Source organism: Streptomyces mutabilis (genome assembly GCF_014649815.1).
Taxonomy (GTDB): Bacteria; Actinomycetota; Actinomycetes; order Streptomycetales; family Streptomycetaceae; genus Streptomyces; species Streptomyces mutabilis.
The window spans coordinates 13,998-35,409 of the sequence record NZ_BMTT01000027.1; the positions used below are offsets into that span (position 1 = coordinate 13,998).

The following is a 21,412-nucleotide window of genomic DNA, read 5'->3' on the forward strand; positions in this document are numbered from 1 at the left end:
TCCGGCTCGACCGCTCACCGGCCACTCTGCGCAGTCGTCTTGGACAATGAACACATGGACATTCGATCCCCGCGTGTGAACGAGTTGCCTGTTCTGCAGGACATCGAGAGGGCAGCGGGTCAGCGCTTCCGCGACATCGGTATGCGGGAGATCGCCGACGACGATCCGCTCCCCCTCGGCGAACTCGTCCGGTACCAGCAGAGCGGGCTGGCCTGGGTGGCGGTCGATGCGGCCGACGTCCCGATTGCCTATCTGATCGCCGATCGTGTCGACGGCGGCATCCATGTTGAGCAGGTTTCGGTGCTCCCCGACAGCGCGCGCCGCGGGGTCGGCAAATCTCTTCTGGACCACCTGGCCGATCACGCTCAGAGTGAGCAGGCACTCGCCCTGACCCTCACCACCTTCAGCGAGGTGCCGTGGAACGCCCCTTACTACTCGCGTTGTGGCTTCCGGGTCCTGGCCGACAGCATGCTGACACCTGGCCTGCGGAAGATCCGCGAGCGTGAGGCGGCAGACGGTCTGGACCGCTGGCCGCGCGTGTGCATGCGGCGGCAGCTGTGACGCGGCTCGCTGCCGTGGCGAGCAGCGTCTCAGATCCTCAGCTTGTGGTCGCATGCCGCGCTCAAGAGGGAGGACCAGGCTCCGCAGCGCGCGCATGGTCCAGTTGGGATCTGAGCGTAACGCCCGCTTTCGATGCCCGACGACACGAAACGGTGCCGGCACCGCCGCCTGCGACGGTGGTCGCAGGCGGCGGTCCGGTCGGAACATGTGGGTACTGGGGTGAACGGTCGGCGGGGGCTGCCGCTCTACTTGCGCACTGCAGGCGCGAAACGTCGGCCTTCGCCCGTGCCCCGCACTACGGGGCTGTTCCCGCCTCGCTCAACTCTCGTAGGCGAGGAGGAGGTCCGCCCTCGTCGGGGTTCCGACTTCGGGCACAGGAGGCAGTGGGGCGCCGGAAGCGGCGGCCATGCGTGGACGAGGGTGCCGTCCACGGAATGCAGAACCGACAGGCATCATCGCGGGGGTGGGCGGTGAGCGGGCGGCACGGTGGGAGAGCAGTGCTCAAGGTCGGTGCGCACGTCCGCTTTTGCGACCGCACCTGGCAGGTCGTGGCCATGACCGGGCAGCAGGTTGACCTGGCCGGTGAGACCGCGGAGGACGAGACCGTGCTGACCTTCGAAAAGTCGTCGGCAGGCTCACTCCTTCGGGTCCGCGGATGCGGGCCGCGTGCCGTACTTCTCGACTGCTTCCGGGTCGAGGGACACTCCGAGTCCGGGGTCGGAGGGGATGTCGAGGTATCCGTCGGCGTCGAGTCGCCACTCTCCCGCGACCAGGTCTTCGACATAGGCCGACCCGGTCTTGTACTCGACGGGGTCGGTGGACGCGAGTGCGGACGAGAGCTGCAGATCGGCGGCGAGACCGATAGCCGTGTTCCATCCGTGCGGAATCAGGCGGATGCCGAGGTCCTGGGCCTCCCAGCCGATTCGGCGCGACTCGCTCAGACCGCCGCCCTTCGTGGTGTCGGGCTGAACTATGTCGAAGGCGCGGCGTCGCAGGTACGGGGCGAAGCTCTGCCTGCGGGTGAGTACCTCGCCCCCGCTGATGGGGACGGGTGAACCCGCGCGCAGCTCTGCGAAACCTCCGAGGTCGTCCGGTGCGAGGGCCTCCTCGAACCAGGCGATGTCGTAGTCGGCGAGCATCCGCGCGGTTCGCTTCGCCCATGCCAGACCACCGGGGAAGAAGCCTTCGGAGCCGCCGGCGTCGACGGCGAGCAACCGGTCGCCTATCGCGGCGCGGGCGGTGGCGACGGTGTGTTCGTCGGTGGCGGCGTCCACCCGTCCGAATTTCCACCAGCCGATCTTGAACGCGGTGAATCCCTGCTCCACGAGTTGGGTGAGGTTGTCCGTCATGGGGCCGGCGTCGTCCATGAGTACCGACGCGTAGGGGCGCACCCGGGTGCGGTGGCGCCCGCCGAGCAGTCGGCCGACCGGCTGCCCGAGCGCCTGGCCGGCGATGTCCCACAGGGCGATGTCGATGGCGCTCGTCGCGTGGGTGAGCGCGCCGCCCGGCCCATCCAGAACGCGGTCTGGTGCAGCGTTTCCGTGATCCGCTCGACTTCCACCGGGTCCTGTCCGACGAGGTGCGGGAGCAGGAGGTCGAGCGCTCCCCGGACGAGGTTCTCGGTGGTGAACGCGCTTCCGATACCTGTGATGCCTTCGTCGGTGTGGACGGCTATGAGCGTGTGCACGACATCGTTCGGGCCCGGAAGCACCGGGTCGGTTGTACACGCCTCGGGCAAGGTTGTCATCAAGGTGACATGAGAAGTACCGGCCGTCCGACGCTATCGGCCGTCCACTGCGGACTGACGAGAACCCGTGGGGCAGCGCATCATCGACTGAGAAGCCGTATATCAACCGATCATGGAACGTGCGGGCCGAACGGGTTTCTCGCCGGGGTGCTCTTCCCGTTGTGCGCGCATGAAGACAGGGCCTCTAGGTAGCTCGGGGATGCGAATCCCAACCGAGCAGTGCCGGGAGGCCCTGGTGTCGTTGTTGTACGCGTCCGAGCCCGTCCAGTTCGGGGTCAGGAGACGCGTGCGTTGACCCCCTTGCGCATGGCGTCGGCCTGGTTCTGGTGGCCGCGGAGTCGGTAGGAGGGTCCGTCGATGCCGGCGACGGCCGCCCGGTGCAGGAGCCGGTCGAGCATGGCGGCGGCGACGGTGGCGTCGCCGAAGGTGCCGGCCCAGTCGGCGATCCCGACATGGGTCGTCAGGATCGTGCTGGACTTGAGATACCTCTGGTTGATCACCTGGAACAGGGCTGAGGCGCCGTCTTCGGGCAGCGGCAGGTAGCCGAGCTCGTCGATGATCGCAAGCTTCGGGCCTGCGAAGAAGCGCATGCAGGTTTTCCAGCGGCCTTCGAGGGCGGCCTCGTGGCACTTGGCTGCGAGTTCGGCGGCGGTGGTGAAGTGGACGCGGTGGCCGGCGTCAACGGCCGCTCGTCCGAGGACGACGGACAGCATGGTTCTGTCCACGCCGGGAGGGCCGACGAACAGTCCTTGCTGCGGCACCCAGTTATTTGACCGGACGTTCTGAATAGGCTTATGGTTCTCGACGTGGCCAGGACCAAGGAATTCGATCCGGACGCCGCGCTGCAGTCGGCCCTCGAGCTGTTCTGGCGGCGCGGCTACGAAGCGACGTCGGTGGCGGACCTCGTCGAGCACCTCGGCATCGGCCGCGCCAGCATCTACGCGACCTTCGGCAGCAAGCACGAGTTGTACCTGAAGGCCATGGACCGGTACGTCGAATCGCGCGACCCGCTTCTTCTCGCGGAGCTGTCCCAGCCGGGTCCCGCACTCCCCGCGGTGCGGGCCGTGGTGCGCCGCTTCGCCGCGGAGGCCGCCTCCCCGAAAGGGCGGCTGAACGGCTGCTTCGTCACCAACACCGCGGCCGAACTGGCCCCGCACGACACCGCGGCGGCCCGCCGGGTCGAGATGAGCTGGGAGCACGTCGAAACCCTGCTGCACTCCTCGCTCGTACGGGCCCGGGCCCAGGGCGAGCTTCCCGAGGACCGCGATCCGCGTGCGCTGGCCCGCATGCTGCTCGTCCTGCTGCAAGGCGTACGGATCGTCGGCAAGGCGTCGGACGATCCCGCCCGGGTGCGGGACGCGGCCGAGCAGGCGCTGGCCCTGCTGGACTGAATCACACCTACCGTCAGTCACCGGGCTCCCTTTCGTGTGTCCGCGTGCCCGCGTGTCAGTGCACCCAAATAATGAACCGATCGGTCAAAGATCTGGGGGCTGCATGACCGCCACAGCCGCTGCCCGGGTCGCCACCGTGCGACACCGACGCGTCTTCGTCCTCCTCAGCAGCGTCCAGACCACGCTGATCTTCACGCTCGCCGCGCTCGCCGTACCGCTGCCCCGCATCGGGCGCGAGTTCGGCCTGGAGCGTGCCGACCTGATCCTGCTCAGCGCCGCCTACGGACTGACCTTCGGCGCACTGGTGCTCTTCGGCGGACGTCTCGCCGACCGTTACGGCGGGCGACGCGCGCTCACCGCGGGCCTCGTCCTGTTCGCCACCGCCTCTGCCGCCGCCCCGCTCGCCCCCGGCATCGGGGCACTGCTCGCGGCACGCTTCGCCCAGGGCGCGGGCGCGGCCCTCGCCGCGCCCGCCGCCATGGCCGTACTGCGCGCCGTCTTCCCCTCCCCCACCGCGTACGGCCGGGCGATGGCCACCTGGGGCGGACTCTCGGTGCTCGGCGCGACCGCGGGCAATCTGCTCTCCGGCGTCATCTCGGAACTGTTCTCCTGGCGTTGGAGCTTCGCCGTACCGCTCGTGGTGGCGGTCGCAGCGCTCGCCCTCACGCCCCGGCTGCTGCCGACAACCGCGCCGAACCGGCAGCGGAGACTCGATGTGCCCGGCGCCCTGCTCGCCACCGGGGGGATCGTCCTCGCCAGTTACGGCCTCGTCGTCACCGATGCCCGCCCGTGGTCGTCGGCCGGCGTGCTCGTGCCCCTGCTCGGCGGGGCCGCTCTGCTGGCCGCGTTCTGGTTCGCCGAGCGCCTCGCCCGCGATCCGCTGCTGCCACCCCGCTTCCTGCTCGACCGGCGGCGGGCCCTCGCCCTCACGGCCATCGCACTGAGCGCCTGCGGGACCGCGATGACCTTCGTGGTTCTCTCACTCCACCTCCAGCAGGGGCGCGACTGGTCACAGACGCAGACCTCGGCCGCCTTCGTGCCGTTCGCCGTCGCGCTGATCGCCTCGGGCCGGGCGGCGGGACCGCTCATCGGCCGGTACGGGGCCCGAGCCGTCACCTCCGCCGGGCTGGGCACGGGCGCGGCCGGGCTCGTCCTCCTCGCGTCCACCGGGCTCGACGCGCACACCTGGTACGCGTACGGACTGCTGCCGGGCCTCGTGCTGCTGCCTGCCGGCGCCGCGGCCTCCTTCGCCGGAGCCGCCGTGCTCGCCACCGAAGGTGTGCCGCGGGAGCGGACCGGGCTCGCGGGCGGCGTGCTGAACACCGCGATGGAGGTCGGCCCGACCGTCCTCTTCGCCGTCCTGCTCACGCTCGGCAGCGACGCCTCGTCCCTGGCCGCGACGGGTGCCGCCCTCGCCGTCGTGGCCCTCCTCAACCACCGCACCACGTAATCCATCGCTCACAGGAGTCAACGAAATGAACCGCTTCACGGGCAAGACCGTCCTCGTCACCGGCGCGGGCTCCGGCCTCGGCCGCGCGATCGCGCTCGCCTTCGCCTCCGAGGGCGCCTCCGTGGTCGCCGCTGGACGCACCGCGGCCTCTCTGGAGGAGACGGTCGGCCTCATCGAGGCAGCCGGTGGCACGGCCGTCGCCGTCACCGCCGATGTCACCGACTCCGGCCGGCTCCAGGACCTCGTACGCGAGAGCGTCACCCGTTTCGGCAGACTGGACATCGCGGTCAACAACGCCGGGATACTCCGCGGGGCCGTCCCCGTCGGCGAGGTGAGCGAGGAGGACTGGGACGCGGTGCTGCGAACCAATGTCACCGGCGTCTGGCTGGCCATGAAGCACGAGATCGCGCACATGAAGGAGAACGGCGGCGGCACCATCGTCAACATCTCCTCCAACCTCGGCGCACACCTGCGGATCCCGAACGCCGCCGCGTACATCACCTCGAAGGCAGCGGTCTCAGCGCTGACCCGTGCCGCCGCTCTCGACCACATCCACCAGGGCATTCGCATCAACGCGGTCAGCCCGGGCGCTGCCGCCGGACCCATGTCGCTGCTGCCCGGCGAGACCGAGGGCGACCGTGCCGAGCGAGTGAAGACAGAGAACCCGCTCGGCAGGATCGCGGAGGCCGAGGAAGTGGCGGCCGCGGTGCTCTACCTCGCCTCGCCCGCGGCCGGCGCGGTCGTGGGCACCGACCTGGTCATCGACAGCGGATCCTCGGCCTGACGGCTCGCAGGCCCCGGCCCCCTCGTCGGCACGGAACTCCGCCACGACGGGCCGGAACGCGAGCCACATCCCGGCCAACAGAGCGGCGGCACCCGCGAGATCGTGGATGCCAGGCGGGGACCCGGCGAGCGTCTCCGGGACCGGGCCGTGCGAGGTGAGGTGGCCGGCGACGCGGTGAGTTCGGCGGCGTCGCAGCCGAACCGTTTCATCGGCCGGCGCTCGGAGCCGAGGCCCGCTCTTGACCCTCACGTGGCGTGAGGCTCCATAGTCGGTGCCGTGGAGGATCACTGGACCGTGGGACGCGTGGCCGGGCTCGCCGGCGTGAGCGTCCGCACGCTGCATCACTATGACGAGATCGGGCTGGTGCGTCCGTCGGCGCGCACCGCGTCCGGGTACCGGGCCTATTCGGCGGGCGACGTGGAGCGACTGCGCGAGGTGCTGGCCTACCGGCGCCTGGGCTTCGGGTTGCGGCAGGTCGCCGAACTGGTCGGCGACCCGTCCACCGACGCGGTCGCGCACCTGCGCCGCCTGCGCGGCCTGCTGCTGGAGCGGCGTGACCGCGCGGACGCCATGGTGGCAGCCATCGACACGGAACTCGACGCACGGGCGAAGGGACTGCGGGTGACACCGGATGAGCAACTGGAGATGCTCGGTGCACGGCTGTACGACGCGATCGGCGGCGCCTACACCGCGACACGGCGTACCGATCCGCGGATCGCCGCGCAGATCTGGGACGCGCTCGGGGACGCGCAGACGGTGCTGAACGTCGGGGCCGGCACCGGTTCCTACGAGCCCGCCGATCGCGACGTGAGAGCGGTGGAGCCATCGGCGGTCATGCGCGAACAGCGCCCCGCCGGCGCGGCGCCGTGCGTGGCCGCTGCCGCGGAGAACCTGCCGTTCGAGGACCGTTCCTTCGACGTCGCGATGGCCGTCTCCACCGTTCACCACTGGGGGGACCCGGTAGCGGGGCTGCGCGAGATGCGGCGCGTGGCCCGTCGCGTGGTGGTGCTCACCTTCGACACCGACGAGCACGGATGGCAGGACCGGTTCTGGCTCACTCGCGACTATTTGCCGGAGTTCGCCACCGTCCTCGCGGACTTTCCCTCGCTCGCCGGGATGGCCGACGCGATCGGCGCCCGCTCCGAACCGGTACCCGTCCCGTGGGACTGCACCGACGGCCTGTTCGAGGCGTACTGGCGCCGGCCGCGGGCGTATCTGGAGGACCACGTACGCCGTGCGATGTCGGTGTGGACGAGGGTCGGGCCGCAGGCCGAGCAGCGGGCGGTACGAAGTCTCAGCAACGATCTCGACTCCGGCCGGTGGGCCGAGGGCAACCGCCACCTCACCGACCTCGACGCGGCAGATCTCGGCCTCCGCCTGCTCATCGCCTGAACCTCGGCGCGTCGCTCCCGCGGCGCGGGAGCCGCCGGGAACGCCCCGCGACGCGTTCGAGACGATCCGCGAGTACCTCGTCTCAGCCCAGCCCTGACCGCCTGGGCGGTCACTGCCGGTCGAGGACGGTGACGTCCTGGTCCATGACGTGCTGCCAGTGGGCCCGTTGCCGTTCGCGCTCTTCGGCGCTCGCCAGGTGCTCCTGGTGGAAGCGGAGCGTCGTCCGGGCGCCGTCCGCTGCGGTGGTGAGGGCGACCTGGACCGTGGTGGTGCCGTGGGTGACGCGGACGCGGTCCGCGCGGTAGCCGCGCACCTCGCCCGTCACTTCTTCGGTCGTCCGGTAGAAGGTGCCGCGTTGCGGGGTGAGGACCGCGCCGGGGCCGAGCCAGAGGGCAACGCCTTCGGGAGCACTGATGAAAGCCCAGACGATGGCTGCGGGCTGGGGCAGGGTGCGGGACACGCCGATCTGCCAGCCGACGTCCTTGGTGAGTCCTGTGGGCATGAGGTCACATTTCCTCAGTGTGGCGGGCACGCAGCGCCCTGACCTTGTGGCGGTTGCCGCAGTGCTCCAGGAGCACCAGCGGCGGCCGGGGCGTGAGGTGTCAACGCGGACGAGGTGGCAAAGTCCTCAGCGGCGCGGGTGCGGATGCGGTGCGCGAAGGGGCCGGTCAGCAGCTCGACGGCGTCGCGGGCGACGGTGGCCGCCAGGCGCGTTCCGTTCGAGGGTTCCGGCCCATGTCGCTTCCCGGTCGGCGTGAAGGCGGGGCCATGGCCGGACAGGCGGCTGCTTCGTTGACGGCCTCCGGGTCGCGGGGCGGGTGAGGCTCGCCGCACGTGTGGGCGATGATCACCCGGATCAGAGCGTCGCGCAGTTCTCGTATGCCGGCCACGTCCGCTTCGGAGACGTCCAGTGCGGGCGTCGGAGTCAGGCGCGACCGGTCCACCCAGGCGGCCAGGTCGGCGGGCTGGTGCAGGACCTCATACCGGCGGTAGGGGCCGGAGCCGCCGGTGATCAGCAGTTCCAGGCAGAGCGCCGGGGCCGAACCGGTAGGTGACGCCGGTGTGGGAGTGCAACGTCAGCCTCTTGGCTGCGGAGGAGTCCATGCAACCAATAAGAACGGTTACCGGTTGCACGGCATGGAGTCGGGCGCTGCGTCGACAGCACGAACGCCGTCCGCGGCGGACTTCTGGGGCCGGGCCCAAGTCTGGGGCAAGGTTCCCCGCCTGGGCCCGCGGGCCACTGGGATGCCCCGAGTCCTGTAGAGTCCGGTGATCTTGTTTCAGGCGGACTGCGGGGTCTGCTCCTGGCTCCGCCAGAAGGCTTCCTCGTACTCGGCGGGCGGTATGTAGTCGAGCGCGGAGTGGAAGCGTTCTTCGTTGTACCAGGTGATCCACTGGAAGATCGACCAAAAAACACCAAAGCGGCCCTGAGGGATCTCGTTCGCCCGCCTCAACTCCGCTACTGCCTTGCGGAGTTGCTTCAGCTCGTGATGCCCGTCGGTGGTCAGCCGGTCGTCGCGTTCGCCGTGGTCGGCCTCGGCCTGGCGGACCCAGCCGCGCAGGGCTTCCTTGTGGATGCCCAGATCCTTGGCGCCGTGGGCGATGGGGCGGCCGGTGGCGCGGACCTCACGGATCGCGCGCTCGCGGAGCTCGTCGGGGTATTTACGGGAGTGCTGCCATGGTGCTGGTAGTTCTCCTTCGCCAGGACGGTAACCCTGGCATCAGGGACTCCACAAATCTCAGTACAGCTCACCCTCGTCGTAGATGGGCATATCAGTTCCCTTCCTCTTGCCCCGGTCCTCTTTCGCGGGCGCGTAACCAGCACTGACACAAGGCGAGACAAGGACCCAACGTGGTCCCACGGCGGACGCGGACCCGGGTGCTTTCGACGGTTGGTGCTGGTGCGCGGGCCGGTCGAAGCCCGGTCCCTCAGCTGTACCATCTCCATGTTCGACGGTACGTCGATAGCTGTCAACGCTCCGTCAAGTTCTGTGCAAGTCCCGTCAGTTTCCGCTCCCGGTCGTAAGCCGCCTCCCCCGGATCGTGGGGACCGTGCGGGGCGTAGTCTCAGCGGCCATGAACAGTCAGTCCGATGAGGCGCGTTCGGCGGATCGACGCCACGCCAAAGTGAGCAAAGGTGATCTGCGGGAGCAGGCGCTGCTCGACGCGGCGGAAGAGATGCTCCGTCGGTCGTCGGTCGCCAGGCTGACGATGGAGGCTGTCGCGAAGCGGGCGGGGATCACCCGTTCCGCTGCGTACTTCTACTTCGCCTCCAAGGAGGAGGTGGTGTGCGCCGTCATCGAACGAGCCACCCGGCGCATCTACACCGGCCTCGAGGCATCCGGCGACGCGGTGGACACCACCAGCCTGGAACGGGCCGTCGACGTTCAGGTCGACAACTGGCGCCGCCACGGCCACATCTTCCGCGTCGGTGTCGAACTGTCCGCCCGTGCCGAGTACCGGCAGGTGTGGGTCTCTCTGATGGAGCACGGCATCGACCTGGCCTGCCGGGCGGTCGCCCACGACCGCGCCCGCGGACTGGTCGGGGGCGATCCCGCGCAGGACCGTGCCCGGCTGGAGGCCCTTGCCTGGATGGGTGAACGAACCTGCTACCTGCTCTTCACCCGCGATCACAGTGAAGCCGAGGAGGAGGAGTTGCGCGACACTCTCACCACCTTCGCCCACCGCGGGCTCGGCTACCGCGCTACCGACTGACCCGCTCCTGGGACCGCCACTGTCCCGCTGCCAGCCGGTCAGGCGGCGGGCTCCTCACCGGCCCTGCTCAAGTTCCCCTCGGGAAATCCCGCCTCCTCACTCAAGGACGCGTAGTGCAGGCGACCGTCGTCCCGGAGCGTGACGCGAGCTGTCTCCGTGCTCTCTACGCACAGGTTCAGGGGGTTGGATCCGCCGCTTTCGTTCGGCCGGGTCTCCAGGACCAGGCGGTCGTCCTCGGCCGTCGTCAACAGGACGTCACTGGTGCAGCTGACGCCCTGCATCGAGACCGCCGCGTCGGTCGAGACGACATTACCGACCGTGCCCTGCGCAATCGTGATGCGCAGGGTGCCGCCCGGCAGGTCACGTCTGGTCGTGAGCTGCCCTTCCCAGGTACCCAGAAACGCCCCAGGGACGTCACCGCCATCGCCGCCGTCACCTCCTGCCTGCACCGCGACGAACACCGTCGCCGACGCGGCGAGCGCGGCGGCGGCAGCGAGGAGAAGCGGCCCCTTGCGTCGGCGCGGTGGGCCGGCGGGTTCAGTGCGCACGGTGTCGGCAGGGGCGGGCAGATTGACCAGTTCCCGCATCAGAACCTGGATGTCCGCCACGACCGGCGAGGGCAACCAACCCGCTCCGGCCAGGGACGCGGTTCCCTCAGGCGCCAGCGTACGGGCTATCTCCCCGGCCGCGGGGCGTGCCGCCGGGTCCTTGGCCAGACAGGCGGCGGCGATCTCCCGCAACCGACCCGACAGGCCGCCCAGATCCGGTTCCTCGTGCACCACCTTGTACATCAGGCTGGCCGCCCCGTCCCCGGGGAAGGGGCCATGGCCCGTCGCGGCGAACACCAGCACCGCGCCCAGCGTGAAGACGTCCGTCGGTGAGCAGACTTCGCCGCCGATGACCTGTTCGGGAGACATGTAGCCCGGTGAACCGACGACCACTCCGGTGCGGGTCAGCGCCGCCGAGGCGTCCGTGGCCCGGGCGATTCCGAAGTCGATCAGCCGGGGACCGTCCAGTGCGAGCAGCACATTGGCGGGCTTGACATCGCGGTGCACCAGTTCCCGGCTGTGCACACCGTCGAGGGCCTCGGCCAGACCGGCCACCAGCAACCGTACCGAGGCTTCCGGCAGCGGCCCGTGCCGCTGTACGGCCCGGTCCAGGGACAGCCCCTGCACGAAGGCGGTGGCCACCCACGGCCGGGAGGACTCGGTGTCGGCGTCCAGCACAGGCGTGGTCCACGCCCCGCCCGCCCTGCGAGCCAGGCTCACCTCGCGTCGGAAGCGTTCACGGAACTCCCCGTCCTGTGCGAATTCCGCCCGCACCAGTTTCACCGCGACCCACGGTGCCTCGTTCCGCCTGCGGGCGAGGTAGACACGACCCATTCCACCCGAGCCCACCCGAGCCAGCAGCCGGTAATCTCCCGCCCACCCCGGGTCGTCCGCCTGCAGTCGCTCCACAGCGCATCCCCTCTTCACGTCCCCGTGATCAGCCGTCAGCCTAGGTGTAAGTGGACCGAAACTCGACACACCGTCAATTCTGTTACGGCACACTGGACTCATGGCAGACACGGGAGCGCTCTACGGACTGGTCGGCGCGGTCGTCGGGGCAGTACTGGGCGCGGTGGCCATGGTGAGCGTGCCGGTCCTGGAACGGTGGTGGCGGCGTTCGGACACCGAGGCCGAACGCACTCGGCAGGCCGTCGACACCGAGATCGCACGACTGACGAGCCTGCGGGTCACCGGACGGCACTGGATCGACGTCCTCAAACGCGCCGAACAGGACCTCGCGGCGGGCCGGGCCCCGACTCTGGACACGTTCGACGCGGAGATCAAGGCGGTCGGCGTCCCGGCGATCGACGCCCACTACCTCCACCCCCTCTTCGCCCAGCGCTCACCCGCAACCCAGCAGGCCGCTGCCCACGCCTTCGCCCGTCTGGAGGAAGCCACCCAGCTCCTCCGCCGCGACCTGCTCGGCAGCGTCGCCCAGGGCGTCTCCCGGGAGCGCGCTCTGGAAGCCTCCCTCGCCGTGGCCCGCGCCGAGCACGCCCGCGACCAGCTCAATGAACAGCTCCTCGACCAGATCGCCAGGATCCAGCAGACCCTGCCCGACCCACCCTCGCCCGTCACCGTCTCCCAACCCGGATCCCCCGGACGCGCCGGGTCGAACCGGGGCCACTGAACGAGCCCTGGGTCAGGGCGTGTCGAGGGGCTTGCTCTGCCACTCGGCCATGCCCTCGAGGACCTTGTCGGTGATGGTGGAGATAGTCTGGCGGGAGACGTCGGCGCCATAGACCTCGGTCAGGTGGGCCTAGGCAGTTTCGTTTGGATCAGTCGGTCGTTGGTCTGAGTGTGCCGTTGACTGACGCGCAGTGGGCGCGGATCGAGCCGTTACTTCCGGACCGGACACCGAAGCGGGGTGGCCGCTGGCGCGATCATCGTGAGGTGATCGACGCGATCGCCTACAAGTTCCAGACCGGCACGCAGTGGGTCCATTTACCGGAGAGGTACGGCAACTGGAGAGGTGTCTACAACCGGCTGCGCATGTGGGCCGTCGACGGCACCTGGGAGCGGGTGTTCACCGCCCTGGTGGCCCAGGCCGACGCGGACGAGGACCTCAACTGGGCGGTCTCGGTCGACTCCACGATCGTGCGGGCCCATCAGCACGCGGCCGGGGCCCGCAAAAAGTGCCCCTATGGCTTTCGTCAAGCGGTGTCTTGGGCGGTGCGTAGAAGGTGCCGTCGCGGAGCATGGCGAAGAGGACGTCGATGCGGCGTCGGGCCAGACAGACAATCGCGGCGACGTGGTGTTTCCCCTCCCGTCGTTTCCTGTCGTAATAGGCCCGGGAGTCGGGCTGGGACAGTGAAGGAAGGCGGCGAGGTAGAAGGCTCGCTTGAGCTGTTTGTTGCCTCGCCGGGCCGGGTGCTCGCCGCGGATCGAGGAGCCGGACCGGCGGGTGGCGGGTGCCAGGCCGGCGTAGGAGGCGAGGTGGCCTGCGGTGGCGAAGCCGCTGCCGTCACCGACGTCGATCAGGATGCGGGCTGCGGTCCTGACCCCGATGCCGGGCATCGAGGTCAGGACCTGGGAAAGAGGGTGTGCCTCCAGAAGTTCCTCGATCCTGGCGGCGAGGAGTCGGCGCTGGTCGAGCACGGCGGTGAGCGCATTGCGGGGCCACGAAAAAGGTAACGGGGCCCCGGCCGGCGAACCCGGCGACCATGCCATCGGCCGCTCCCGCGGCGGACTGACCACAAAGATCCACCTCGCGGCCGACGCCCGCTGCCGTCCCCTCGCGTTCGTTCTCACCGCCGGACAAGCCGGTGATGCACCTGCCTTCACCGAGGTCATGGCCCGCCTACGCGTTCCCCGTCGGCGAGGACGGCCTCGCACCAGGCCGGATGTGGTCCTGGCCGACAAGGCGTACTCCTCCCGCGCGATCCGCGAGCACCTGCGCAAGCGCGGCATCCGGGCAGTGATCCCCGTCCCCGCAGACCAGCGCAGGCACCGGCTCCGTCGGGGCAGCCGAGGCGGCAGGCCAGCGGCCTTCGACCGCGAGACCTACAAGCAGCGCAACACCGTCGAGCGGTGCATCAACCGACTGAAGCAGTGGCGAGGAATCGCCACCCCCCGCTACGAGAAGACCGCCACCATCTACCTGGCCGGACTCCACATCGCGGGCATCTTCCTCTGGTCCACCCGGTGATCCAAACGAAACTGCCTAGGCCTCGCCGGTGGTCAGGCTATTCGCGGCCAGCGAGATGACCATCTCGTCGACGCCGGTCAGGCGCTTCTGCCGCTTCTTGACGATCTTCGGTTCGAAGGAGCCGTCGCGGTCGCGGGGCACGGTGATTCCCACCGGCCCGACGTCGGTCAGGACCGTTTTGGAGCGTTTGCCGTTGCGGGAGTTGCCGCCGTTCTTGCCTGCCGGATCGTGTTTGTCATAGCCGAGATGGTCGGTGATCTCGCCTTCCCGGGCGGACCCCAGCAGCCGCTTGGTCAGCTGCTGGAGCAGCCCACCCTCGCCGGTCAGCTGCAGGCCCTCGGCCTGGGCCCGGCCCACCAGCTCATCGATCAGCTGGTCGTCCACAGCCTCGGGCAGCGCAGCCGCTGCCGCCTCGCCGGCCTCGTACTCGGCCACGTTCTCACTGGTCATCGATGCATCCTCCATGATCGGGAGTTACACCGAACGATGCACAGTCCCCCCTTGGTGGGGTTCGGCACCGGAAGGACAGCACCGGGGCGCCGGTAACTTCGGGTCCAGCTCCGCCGCCGGGCCGACGGCGGCGAGGCGCGGCGGGCCCGGCCGACGCGCAACCGGCTGAGCGCGCGCCGGTCCCCGGCCGCGCCGCCCATCCCGCCCGTCCCTTCCTCCTTCACTCCGGCCAAGGGACACGGGCAGAGCGGCCGGACCTCTTCAACCGCCTGTATAGAGGCAGTCACTTCGCTCATCAGGTGCTCTTCCACGATCACGCCGAAGACCGTACAGACCCGCTCGACGCGATCATCGCGCCGAGCGGCCGGCCGACGTTTCCTCGCCGTCCTGCGCTCTATGACCAGGGCAGAACGAGGGCACCCCAGGCGACGACGGGGCCGAGGGCGACGATGCCGCCGGTGTAGCTGATGACCTGACGGTAGAAACGACGGGCGTCGACGCCACGGGCGTTGGCCAGGACCAGCGCACCATTCGTGGAGAAGGGGGAGGTGTCGACGATCGTGGTGGACACCGCCAGGGCGGCGATCAGCCCGGCTGCGTTGAGGTGGCTGGAGAGCAGCAGTGGCACGGCGATGGGGATGATCGCCGTGAGGATCGCGGTGGACGAGGCGAGCGCCGAGGTGATGGCCACGGTGAAGCACAGCAGCAGGGCCACGGCGATCGGGGCGCCCAGGCCCGCGGCGTGCTCGGAGATCTCCTCGATGATGCCGGCTTTCTCGAGCATCGCGATGTACGTCATCATGCCGGCGACCAGCAGCAGCGTGGACCAGCTGATGCCCTCGACCGCCTTTTCCTGTCGCTTCATGTCCACCAGGGCCAGTAGGGCTCCCGCGACCAGGGCCAGGAAACCGATCTCCAGGTGGAAGCCGAGCGCCCCGACGACGAGGGCGAGCAGGCAGCCCAGAGTCAGCCACTGACGCCAGTCGGGCCTGCCGGAGACGGCGAGATCCTCGTCGTCTGCGGTCGTGTCGTCTCTTTCGGCGAGGGGAACAGGACGCTTGGCCAGCAGCGCGTAGGTGAGCAGTGACAGCATCAGGTTGATCACGAAGCTGGCAGTGAACAGCGCGACGGGAGACACGTGCAGTTCAGTCTTGTCGACCAGGCCGAGGACCAGCGCACCGGAGACGGCGAGCGGGGAGAACGCGCCCGCGTGGCCGCCGCTGATCACCATCATGCCGACCACCAGCGGGTTCAGTTTGTAGCGGTAGGCGAAGTTCATGCCGATCGGCGCGAGGATCGCGACGGCGGCCGGGGTGAACGTGCCGAACGCCGTCAGCAGGGCGGCAACCAGGAACAGCACCCACGGGATGAGCGCGACCTTCCCGCGCACCAGCCGCACGCCCGCCGCGACGAGCAGGTCGATGGTGCCGTTGCGGCGGGCGACGGAGAACAGATACGTGACCCCCACGATCGTCACGAACAGCTTCACCGGAAAGCCTTCGAAGATTTCGTCCTCGGTGAGGCCAAGCGAGGCGGTGCCGACCGCGAAGGTCGCGACGAAGGCAAGAACGCCCAGGTTGATCGGCAGTACGGTGCCGATCACGAACATCACCAGCAGCGCGCCTATGGAGATCACTTCAGGAGACATCTTTGTTCCTTGGTGCGGGAGGGGACGGGAGTGCGCGCCCTGAGGGCGCGAGGCTACCCCGGTGTGGACGGCTGGGGACCGGCCGCCCGAGGTGAGGTGCGTCCCGGTCAGGAAGCCTTGCGTGCTCCCGGTTCCGGTACGTAGATGCGTGCGTCGGCGAGCAGCCGGGCGGCCCGCTGCACGGTGACCCGCTCCGGGACGCCGTCGCGGACGTCCGGGCAGCGGACTGCCACGACGCCGGCGGGGGTGCCCAGGCGCAGCCATTCACCGCGCTCTTTAGCGGCGGCCCGGGAAACCACGGAGTCCTCCAGCAGGGCCGCGGCCGCGACGGCGACGGCGGAGGTAAGACCGATCGCCGGGTGGGGGGCGTTCATGGTGAGCATGCGTACCGAGACGTCGTAGTCCTCGGCGGCGACGGGTTCGCCCAGGGTGGTGGTGTACGGCACCGGAGGGCCGATCAGGCCCACCTTGGGTACGGCGTCGCCGGGCTCCTGCCCCGGCTCGAGGAGTCCCATCAGCGGTGCGGCCGCGTGCCGGACCGCGCGCAGCCACGGCACGTCGGCGCGCATCTGGTACAGGGTCTCGGCGCCGGTGCGACCGGCGCCTAGCGCGTCCACGAGAACCACCGGAGCGCCCGCGTCCACCATGCTCACCCATTGCGGCGCCGCGGTGCCGAGCCGCAGGTCGTCGGCCGCCCGCCCGGTGGGCAGCAGCGAGCCCGTCGTGCCGCCGGCCGGGCGGAGGAAGGTGAGGCCGACCGCCACGCCGCCGGCCCGGGTGCCCGGCACGGTCTGATCGCCGAACTCGTGCACCACGCCGCCCGTGGTGTCCACCACGCCTTCCAGCAGGGCGCCGGTGTTGCTGTTCCGCATCACCACGCGGGTGCGGTCACCGGTGACGGGCACCAGCCCTTTCGCTACTGCGTACAGGGCGATGGCGGTGGCGCAGTTGCCGCAGTTGCTGGTCCATTCCACCGTGCCGGTGCCGATGCCGACCTGCGCGAAGAGGTAGTCGACATCCACGGCGGGCTCGGGTGAGACGCCGACGACGGCGGCCTTGGAGGTGGTCGGTGTCGCTCCGCCCACCCCGTCCAGCTCCACCGGGTCGGTGGAGCCATAGGCGGCGACCAGCAGCTTCTCCAAATCGCTGCGGTCGGTGGGGACGTGGACCTGGCTGAACAACCAGCACTTGCTGGTGCCGCCACGTACCAGGGTCGCGGGAGTGTGCACGGCTTCGGGCTCTTCCTGTGTCTCATGGGGAAGGAGAGCGCCGGGCGGACGGTTACGGGCATGTTGCGATCCGGTGAACCGCTCGGCGGATGCGACGACCTTCGCAGAGGCGCGACTTGGGCACAATGGCAGATTTCTTCACTATGGTTTAGCTCAACTAAACTCGCCGCATGCTGAACGTGCGCCGTCTGCTGCTGCTCACCGAGGCCGCCGAGCGCGGCTCGCTCACCGCCGCCGCGGAGGCGATGGGAATGACCACCTCCGCCGCCTCCCAGCAGATGTCCCTGCTGGAACGGGAGGCCGGACAACCCTTGATCGAACGGCTGCCGCGCGGCATCCGCACCACCCCCGCGGGCGCCGCCCTGGCCGAGCGCGGCCGGGTCATCCGCCGGGAACTGGGCGCAGCCGAAGCCGATCTGGAGTCCTTCGCCGACCTCGACCAGGGCACTCTCAGGCTCGGCTCCTTCCCCACCGCCAGCGCCTCACTGCTGCCGCTAGCCCTCACCCGGTTCAGCCACCGTCACCCCGCCGTGCGGATCGTGGTACGTGCCGGAGTCCTCGACCAGCTGCGCGAGATGCTGCACACGGGCGAGGTCGAGCAGGCACTGCTGTGGGACTACGAGTGGAACCGTGTCGACGACGACGCCCTCACCGTCACGCACCTCCTCGACGACCCGACCGTGCTGGTCGTGCCCGCCGACTCCCCGCTGCGCACCCGGCCGGCACTGCGCCTCGGCGACCTCGCCGATCAGGAGTGGATCATCCGCGCCGACAACCATCCCGTCGCCGACGTTCTGCGCCGCAGCTGCCGCCGGGCCGGGTTCGAGCCGCGTATCGCCTATGCCTCACACGACTACCAGGAGGCACAGGCCATGGTCGCGGCCGGACTCGGCATCGCCCTCGCTCCCCGACTCGCCCTCACCAGCCGCCGCAGCGACGTCCGCCTGCTGCCCTTCGGCTCCGACGTGCCCGCTCCCACCCGCCGCATCCTGCTCGCCCGCGCCGCGACCCGCGCCGCGACCCCACCCGCCCAGGCCATGGCCCGCGTACTGCGCGCGGTGGCACAGAAGTTCACCGACGCCGGCCTCGACCGCACTCAGCTCGGCGCTGTGCGACGAGGCGGACCCGGACGCGTCTGAGAACCACTGCGGAAGAAAAGCGAGGGCGCGTCGCTTGCCCTTTGCGCTGGAGATGGCGTGCGTGCCCACGCCGTCCGACATCGCCACCCTGCGTGCTGCCCCACCGCAGGCGCCGCCTCCGCCGCCAACGGTGCGGCATGTGACCTCGGGCTCGATCGAGGGTCGTCGCCATGCTGCACGAGGTGGGGCCAGGAAGCGGGCCGCGGGAGCAGGCGCCCGCCACCAGCTGGTCTTTCGTCGACCGGTTGGTGGCCACGCTGATCCATCTGCGGCATGACCTGCCGCACTCGGTACTGGGGCCGCTGTTCGGCGTCGACCGCTCGACCATCACCCGCGCTATGGCAGAGATACGTACGCTCCTGGCCGAGCGGGGGTGCGCGGTTCCCGACCGTCCCGGCCTGCGGTTGCGGACGTTGGCGGACCTCTTCGCCTACGCTCAGGCCGAGGGCATCGAGCTGCGGCTGCATGCCACCGAGATCCAGGTCCGCCGACCGCATCACCGTCGAACACGCCCTCGCGTCTTTCGTAGGCGTTGTGGCGGCGGCTACGTAGCCGGGCTGACCATGTCACGGTCGCTTCGGATTGCCAGTAGCACGCCCGACCGTCATGCGCCTTCAGGCGAAGGGAGCACAGAAGTGGAACTGCAGAAGGACGCGCAAGCGGGGAAGCTGCGGACGCAGGAGGACGCCTACCGGGAAGCTTTCACACGGTTCCTCGCCGGAACGGACGAGAAGACCGTCACTCACGCCTACCTGCGGGGCCTTGTGGAACAGCTGCCCGCCCGGCGGGTGCTGCTGGACGTGGGCCCCGCCGACGGCACCACGACCCGGCAACTCGCCCCGCACTTCGAGCGGACCATCTGTATCGAACCGAGCGAGCCGATGCGGCGCGCCCTGGCACTGGCGTGCCCGCAGGCGCAGGTGCTGGCCGAACCCGTTCTGGAGGCGACGGTCGACGCGCGGGCCGATCTGGCCCTCCTCTCCCATGTGCTGTATTACGTCCCGCGCGCCCAGTGGGTGGCGACGGTGTCGCGCATCATGGAATGGCTGGCGCCAGGCGGTCTCCTGCTCGTCCTGCTGCAGAACCCCGACGGACCCTGTATGCGCATGGTGCACCACTTCACGGGGCTCCGCTACGACCTGCGGCAACTGGCCGACGAACTGGCCGCCCTTCCGTCCGGCCTGGTCGGCGGCATCGAGCTGGACACCGTACCCGCCCGCTACCGCAGTGGCGATCTGGACGAGACCGTCACCGTCGCGGACTTCCATCTCAGCCTCCCCGGCGGCACCTCCCCCACCCGGGGTGCCGTCACGGCATACGTCCACCAGCACCTACAGGACGGCGACGGTGGATACGTCCTCCGCCACGACCAGCACGTCCTACGCGTCAAACGACCCGTCTCGTAGCCTCCACGATTCGCCACGAACACCCGCCTGTCCCCGCCTGCCGTCCAGTCAGGAGCAGGGGTGGCAGGGCGTCAGTAGTTCACGCTGATCGGGTAGTCCGCCAGATGCCCAACGACCGGGATGCACTCGGCCAGCCCGATGGGGGCGTTGCACACGGCGACAAGGATCGCTGTCCTCGTCTTGACGGGGACAGCACCCACCTGCGCCGGGGTCTGTGACGCGTGCAGGGGAACGCGGGATCCGGCCTGCACTTCCTTCGGCCCTGGGCTTGGGGAAAGGGGGAAGGGAAGGGTGGCAGCAGCACTGCCCGGAGGTGGGTCGGCACCACCTCCGGGCAGTCGGACACGAACGCCGTTCGCACATCCGCGACAGCGGCCGCAGCTACGCCGCGCCTGGCACACAGGTCCGGCGAACTACCGGCCGGGGTCGCCTGTGGCGGGCGTCCGGTGGATCAGGCGGAGCGCGAGGTCCGGTTGTCCGCGGTGTCCGCCATGTCGGTCAAGGTGGTGACCGCGTGTGCCGCGGAGGCCAGGGTGATGTGCCGGTGCCAGCCGCGGAACGTGCGGCCCTCGTAGTCCTTGAGTCCGGCGCTCTTGCCGGCCGCAGCCGATTCCCGTTCGACTCGGCAGCCCAGCTTTGTCAGCCGCAGCAGGGCGCTGGCCGGCACCGATGTCATGTTGGTCACCCACAGCGCCCCCGGACAGTGTTGCGGATGTCGCCATTCTCCCAGGAGCACGAGGTGGCGCGCACCGTCCGCGGAAGGTGTGCGCGAGTTACCCGGGTCCGTGCAGCCGACCCGCACCGCAACCGCCAGTGAACTGCGTCGGACGTCCAGTTGTCCCGTCTTCTCGGTCCACTCGACGGGTCTGCGCAGCTTCTTGGCCGAGTCCAGGATCTCGAGGGCTTCCAGCACACCGCCGACGCGGGCGGAGAGTTCGGGGTCGTCCACCGCGAGCTGGGATGCTCCGCTGATCCGCGCGATCACCGGCACGCCCGCGTCCGTGAACTGGCCGAGCGTGTGCTGGACGCGGCGGACATCCGTGTTGAGCACGACCGGCCGGGGTGGTAATCCCCAGGAGCTAGCGGTCGTCAGGAAGGCCGCGGCGGCGCAGTCCTCCAGGGTCTGCTCGTCGGCCGTGTCGGGTATGTCGGCCCGGCGTCTTCTGGTGTCGTCCCGCACCCATGAACCGGGGAGGTACAGGCGCCAGTTGACCGGGACGTTCAGTTCTCCGGTGGCGTGCCACACACCGAACGCGCGCTGCCCGCGAAAGGACCCCAGACGTGGGTCCAGCCCGCGGTGGACGCCGACGGAGTGTTCTCCGGCTTTCGGGATCGATATCGGCTGCACCACCCATGCCCGTGCCGCTTCGACGTGCGCGAGGTAATGGGCCAGCGCCTGGCGCACCGGCATCCAGTCCCAGGTGGAGCTGCTGATGAAGTGGTGCAGGCCCTGTTCCACGGTGGGGCCGCCGACGTTGGCCGCGATGTTGCGGATGGACTTCCGGCCTTGTGCCTGCAGCAGTCCGCGCAGGTACTGTTCACCCTTGCTCCGCTGGTCCCGCCGTGCGAGGGAGGCGAACAGCACGGCGGCCAGTTGCCGTGTGACGGTCTCCTTCGTGTCCTGCGGCATGTGTGCCGTAGGACAGGGCAGGGAACGGAAGTTCCTGTACGTTTCTCGACTAGTTCCGTCCTCGCTGAATGGCACGATCACGAACTCCCCCATGCTGTGACGGCTGTGCGCCGCTCTGTTCAAGACGTGCCCAGGGCTTGGCTGCCTCCTGGCCGCGTACCGGACGTCCGCCGG

17 protein-coding genes and 10 pseudogenes are annotated in these 21,412 nt (G+C 69.7%); 12 read left to right on the forward strand and 15 right to left on the reverse strand.

What is annotated here, in order from left to right:
- Nucleotides 1-54: 54 nt before the first annotated feature.
- Nucleotides 55-561, forward strand: a complete 507-nt coding sequence (locus IE142_RS31680) for a GNAT family N-acetyltransferase (protein WP_191888920.1) — start codon at nucleotides 55-57, stop codon at nucleotides 559-561.
- Between the two features lie 635 nt (nucleotides 562-1,196).
- On the opposite strand, the gene IE142_RS31685 is transcribed toward IE142_RS31680, so the two are convergent.
- The 4 genes and pseudogenes from IE142_RS31685 to IE142_RS31690 form a co-directional block, all read right to left on the reverse strand.
- Nucleotides 1,197-1,910: an enolase C-terminal domain-like protein gene (locus IE142_RS31685; RefSeq protein ID WP_229831043.1), complete on the reverse strand. Its 714-nt coding sequence runs from the start codon at nucleotides 1,908-1,910 to the stop codon at nucleotides 1,197-1,199.
- Between the two features lie 93 nt (nucleotides 1,911-2,003).
- Nucleotides 2,004-2,078 (reverse strand): annotated as a pseudogene (locus IE142_RS37710) (hypothetical protein); the annotation flags it as partial.
- A 41-nt stretch (nucleotides 2,079-2,119) separates the two neighbouring features.
- Nucleotides 2,120-2,308, reverse strand: a pseudogene (locus tag IE142_RS37715) (hypothetical protein); the annotation flags it as partial.
- Between the two features lie 275 nt (nucleotides 2,309-2,583).
- Nucleotides 2,584-3,222 carry an ATP-binding protein gene (locus IE142_RS31690; protein ID WP_306432627.1) on the reverse strand — a complete coding sequence of 213 codons (639 nt, stop codon included), beginning with the start codon at nucleotides 3,220-3,222 and terminating at the stop codon, nucleotides 2,584-2,586.
- Here IE142_RS31690 and IE142_RS31695 point away from each other — a divergent pair.
- From IE142_RS31695 to IE142_RS31710, 4 genes are all read left to right on the forward strand, one after another.
- Nucleotides 3,115-3,699, forward strand: coding sequence for a TetR/AcrR family transcriptional regulator (locus IE142_RS31695; RefSeq protein WP_191888921.1), 585 nt, complete (start codon nucleotides 3,115-3,117; stop codon nucleotides 3,697-3,699). The two genes, IE142_RS31690 and IE142_RS31695, sit on opposite strands and share 108 nt — an antisense overlap.
- A 103-nt stretch (nucleotides 3,700-3,802) precedes the next feature.
- A complete protein-coding gene (locus IE142_RS31700; protein WP_191888922.1) occupies nucleotides 3,803-5,149 on the forward strand; it encodes an MFS transporter in 1,347 nt (448 codons plus the stop codon).
- Between the two features lie 25 nt (nucleotides 5,150-5,174).
- On the forward strand, nucleotides 5,175-5,933 hold the full coding sequence (locus IE142_RS31705; RefSeq protein WP_191888923.1) for an SDR family NAD(P)-dependent oxidoreductase: 759 nt from the start codon (nucleotides 5,175-5,177) through the stop codon (nucleotides 5,931-5,933).
- Nucleotides 5,934-6,227: 294 nt separating this feature from the next.
- Nucleotides 6,228-7,325, forward strand: coding sequence for a MerR family transcriptional regulator (locus tag IE142_RS31710; RefSeq protein WP_191888946.1), 1,098 nt, complete (start codon nucleotides 6,228-6,230; stop codon nucleotides 7,323-7,325).
- 109 nt (nucleotides 7,326-7,434) lie between these two features.
- Here IE142_RS31710 and IE142_RS31715 read toward each other — a convergent pair whose 3' ends face one another.
- The 4 genes and pseudogenes from IE142_RS31715 to IE142_RS37720 all read right to left on the reverse strand — a co-directional run.
- Entirely contained in the window at nucleotides 7,435-7,827 is a 393-nt protein-coding gene (locus tag IE142_RS31715; RefSeq protein ID WP_191888924.1) for an SRPBCC family protein, read from the reverse strand.
- A 4-nt stretch (nucleotides 7,828-7,831) separates the two neighbouring features.
- Nucleotides 7,832-8,429: pseudogene (locus IE142_RS31720) on the reverse strand (CGNR zinc finger domain-containing protein).
- Between the two features lie 176 nt (nucleotides 8,430-8,605).
- Entirely contained in the window at nucleotides 8,606-8,779 is a 174-nt protein-coding gene (locus IE142_RS37090) for an integrase core domain-containing protein (RefSeq protein WP_229831049.1), read from the reverse strand.
- A 63-nt stretch (nucleotides 8,780-8,842) separates the two neighbouring features.
- Nucleotides 8,843-8,959, reverse strand: a pseudogene (locus IE142_RS37720) (transposase); the annotation flags it as partial.
- A 493-nt stretch (nucleotides 8,960-9,452) separates the two neighbouring features.
- Here IE142_RS37720 and IE142_RS31730 point away from each other — a divergent pair.
- Nucleotides 9,453-10,040, forward strand: a complete 588-nt coding sequence (locus tag IE142_RS31730; RefSeq protein ID WP_191888925.1) for a TetR/AcrR family transcriptional regulator — start codon at nucleotides 9,453-9,455, stop codon at nucleotides 10,038-10,040.
- Between the two features lie 38 nt (nucleotides 10,041-10,078).
- Here the strand turns inward: IE142_RS31730 and IE142_RS31735 are convergent, their stop codons facing one another.
- Nucleotides 10,079-11,497: a serine/threonine-protein kinase gene (locus IE142_RS31735; RefSeq protein ID WP_191888926.1), complete on the reverse strand. Its 1,419-nt coding sequence runs from the start codon at nucleotides 11,495-11,497 to the stop codon at nucleotides 10,079-10,081.
- Nucleotides 11,498-11,597: 100 nt separating this feature from the next.
- On the opposite strand from IE142_RS31735, the gene IE142_RS31740 reads away from it, so the two are divergent.
- Nucleotides 11,598-12,218, forward strand: coding sequence for a hypothetical protein (locus IE142_RS31740; protein WP_191888927.1), 621 nt, complete (start codon nucleotides 11,598-11,600; stop codon nucleotides 12,216-12,218).
- 21 nt (nucleotides 12,219-12,239) lie between these two features.
- Here IE142_RS31740 and IE142_RS31745 read toward each other — a convergent pair.
- Nucleotides 12,240-12,347, reverse strand: a pseudogene (locus IE142_RS31745) (transposase); the annotation flags it as partial.
- Between the two features lie 41 nt (nucleotides 12,348-12,388).
- Here IE142_RS31745 and IE142_RS31750 point away from each other — a divergent pair.
- Nucleotides 12,389-12,718, forward strand: a pseudogene (locus IE142_RS31750) (IS5 family transposase); the annotation flags it as partial.
- Nucleotides 12,719-12,755: 37 nt separating this feature from the next.
- On the opposite strand, the pseudogene IE142_RS31755 reads toward IE142_RS31750, so the two are convergent.
- Nucleotides 12,756-13,201, reverse strand: a pseudogene (locus IE142_RS31755) (transposase); the annotation flags it as partial.
- On the opposite strand from IE142_RS31755, the pseudogene IE142_RS31760 reads away from it, so the two are divergent.
- Nucleotides 13,197-13,736, forward strand: a pseudogene (locus IE142_RS31760) (IS5 family transposase); the annotation flags it as partial. The pseudogenes IE142_RS31755 and IE142_RS31760 sit on opposite strands and share 5 nt — an antisense overlap.
- A 21-nt stretch (nucleotides 13,737-13,757) precedes the next feature.
- On the opposite strand, the pseudogene IE142_RS31765 reads toward IE142_RS31760, so the two are convergent.
- From IE142_RS31765 to IE142_RS31775, 3 genes and pseudogenes are all read right to left on the reverse strand, one after another.
- A pseudogene (locus tag IE142_RS31765) lies at nucleotides 13,758-14,186 on the reverse strand (transposase); the annotation flags it as partial.
- 394 nt (nucleotides 14,187-14,580) lie between these two features.
- Nucleotides 14,581-15,834, reverse strand: coding sequence for an SLC13 family permease (locus tag IE142_RS31770; RefSeq protein WP_229831053.1), 1,254 nt, complete (start codon nucleotides 15,832-15,834; stop codon nucleotides 14,581-14,583).
- A 107-nt stretch (nucleotides 15,835-15,941) separates the two neighbouring features.
- Entirely contained in the window at nucleotides 15,942-17,063 is a 1,122-nt protein-coding gene (locus IE142_RS31775; RefSeq protein WP_191888928.1) for a PrpF domain-containing protein, read from the reverse strand.
- 170 nt (nucleotides 17,064-17,233) lie between these two features.
- On the opposite strand from IE142_RS31775, the gene IE142_RS31780 reads away from it, so the two are divergent.
- From IE142_RS31780 to IE142_RS31790, 3 genes and pseudogenes are all read left to right on the forward strand, one after another.
- Nucleotides 17,234-18,202, forward strand: coding sequence for a LysR family transcriptional regulator (locus IE142_RS31780; protein ID WP_191888929.1), 969 nt, complete (start codon nucleotides 17,234-17,236; stop codon nucleotides 18,200-18,202).
- 154 nt (nucleotides 18,203-18,356) lie between these two features.
- Nucleotides 18,357-18,726, forward strand: a pseudogene (locus IE142_RS31785) (helix-turn-helix domain-containing protein); the annotation flags it as partial.
- A 111-nt stretch (nucleotides 18,727-18,837) separates the two neighbouring features.
- Nucleotides 18,838-19,608 carry a class I SAM-dependent methyltransferase gene (locus IE142_RS31790; protein WP_229831061.1) on the forward strand — a complete coding sequence of 257 codons (771 nt, stop codon included), beginning with the start codon at nucleotides 18,838-18,840 and terminating at the stop codon, nucleotides 19,606-19,608.
- Between the two features lie 451 nt (nucleotides 19,609-20,059).
- Here IE142_RS31790 and IE142_RS31795 read toward each other — a convergent pair whose 3' ends face one another.
- Nucleotides 20,060-21,238 (reverse strand): IS701 family transposase, encoded by a 1,179-nt coding sequence (locus tag IE142_RS31795; protein WP_191888930.1) that lies wholly within the window; start codon nucleotides 21,236-21,238, stop codon nucleotides 20,060-20,062.
- Nucleotides 21,239-21,412 lie beyond the last annotated feature (174 nt).

Excerpts from the sequence above, each read along its gene's own strand:
- IE142_RS31680 (WP_191888920.1), top strand. The coding sequence starts at position 55 with ATGGACATTCGATCCCCGCGTGTGAACGAGTTGCCTGTTCTGCAGGAC.
- IE142_RS31685 (WP_229831043.1), bottom strand. The coding sequence starts at position 1,910 with ATGACGGACAACCTCACCCAACTCGTGGAGCAGGGATTCACCGCGTTC.
- IE142_RS31700 (WP_191888922.1), top strand. The coding sequence starts at position 3,803 with ATGACCGCCACAGCCGCTGCCCGGGTCGCCACCGTGCGACACCGACGC.
- IE142_RS31705 (WP_191888923.1), top strand. The coding sequence starts at position 5,175 with ATGAACCGCTTCACGGGCAAGACCGTCCTCGTCACCGGCGCGGGCTCC.
- IE142_RS31715 (WP_191888924.1), bottom strand. The coding sequence starts at position 7,827 with ATGCCCACAGGACTCACCAAGGACGTCGGCTGGCAGATCGGCGTGTCC.
- IE142_RS31740 (WP_191888927.1), top strand. The coding sequence starts at position 11,598 with ATGGCAGACACGGGAGCGCTCTACGGACTGGTCGGCGCGGTCGTCGGG.
- IE142_RS31770 (WP_229831053.1), bottom strand. The coding sequence starts at position 15,834 with ATGTCTCCTGAAGTGATCTCCATAGGCGCGCTGCTGGTGATGTTCGTG.
- IE142_RS31780 (WP_191888929.1), top strand. The coding sequence starts at position 17,234 with ATGCTGAACGTGCGCCGTCTGCTGCTGCTCACCGAGGCCGCCGAGCGC.
- IE142_RS31795 (WP_191888930.1), bottom strand. The coding sequence starts at position 21,238 with ATGCCGCAGGACACGAAGGAGACCGTCACACGGCAACTGGCCGCCGTG.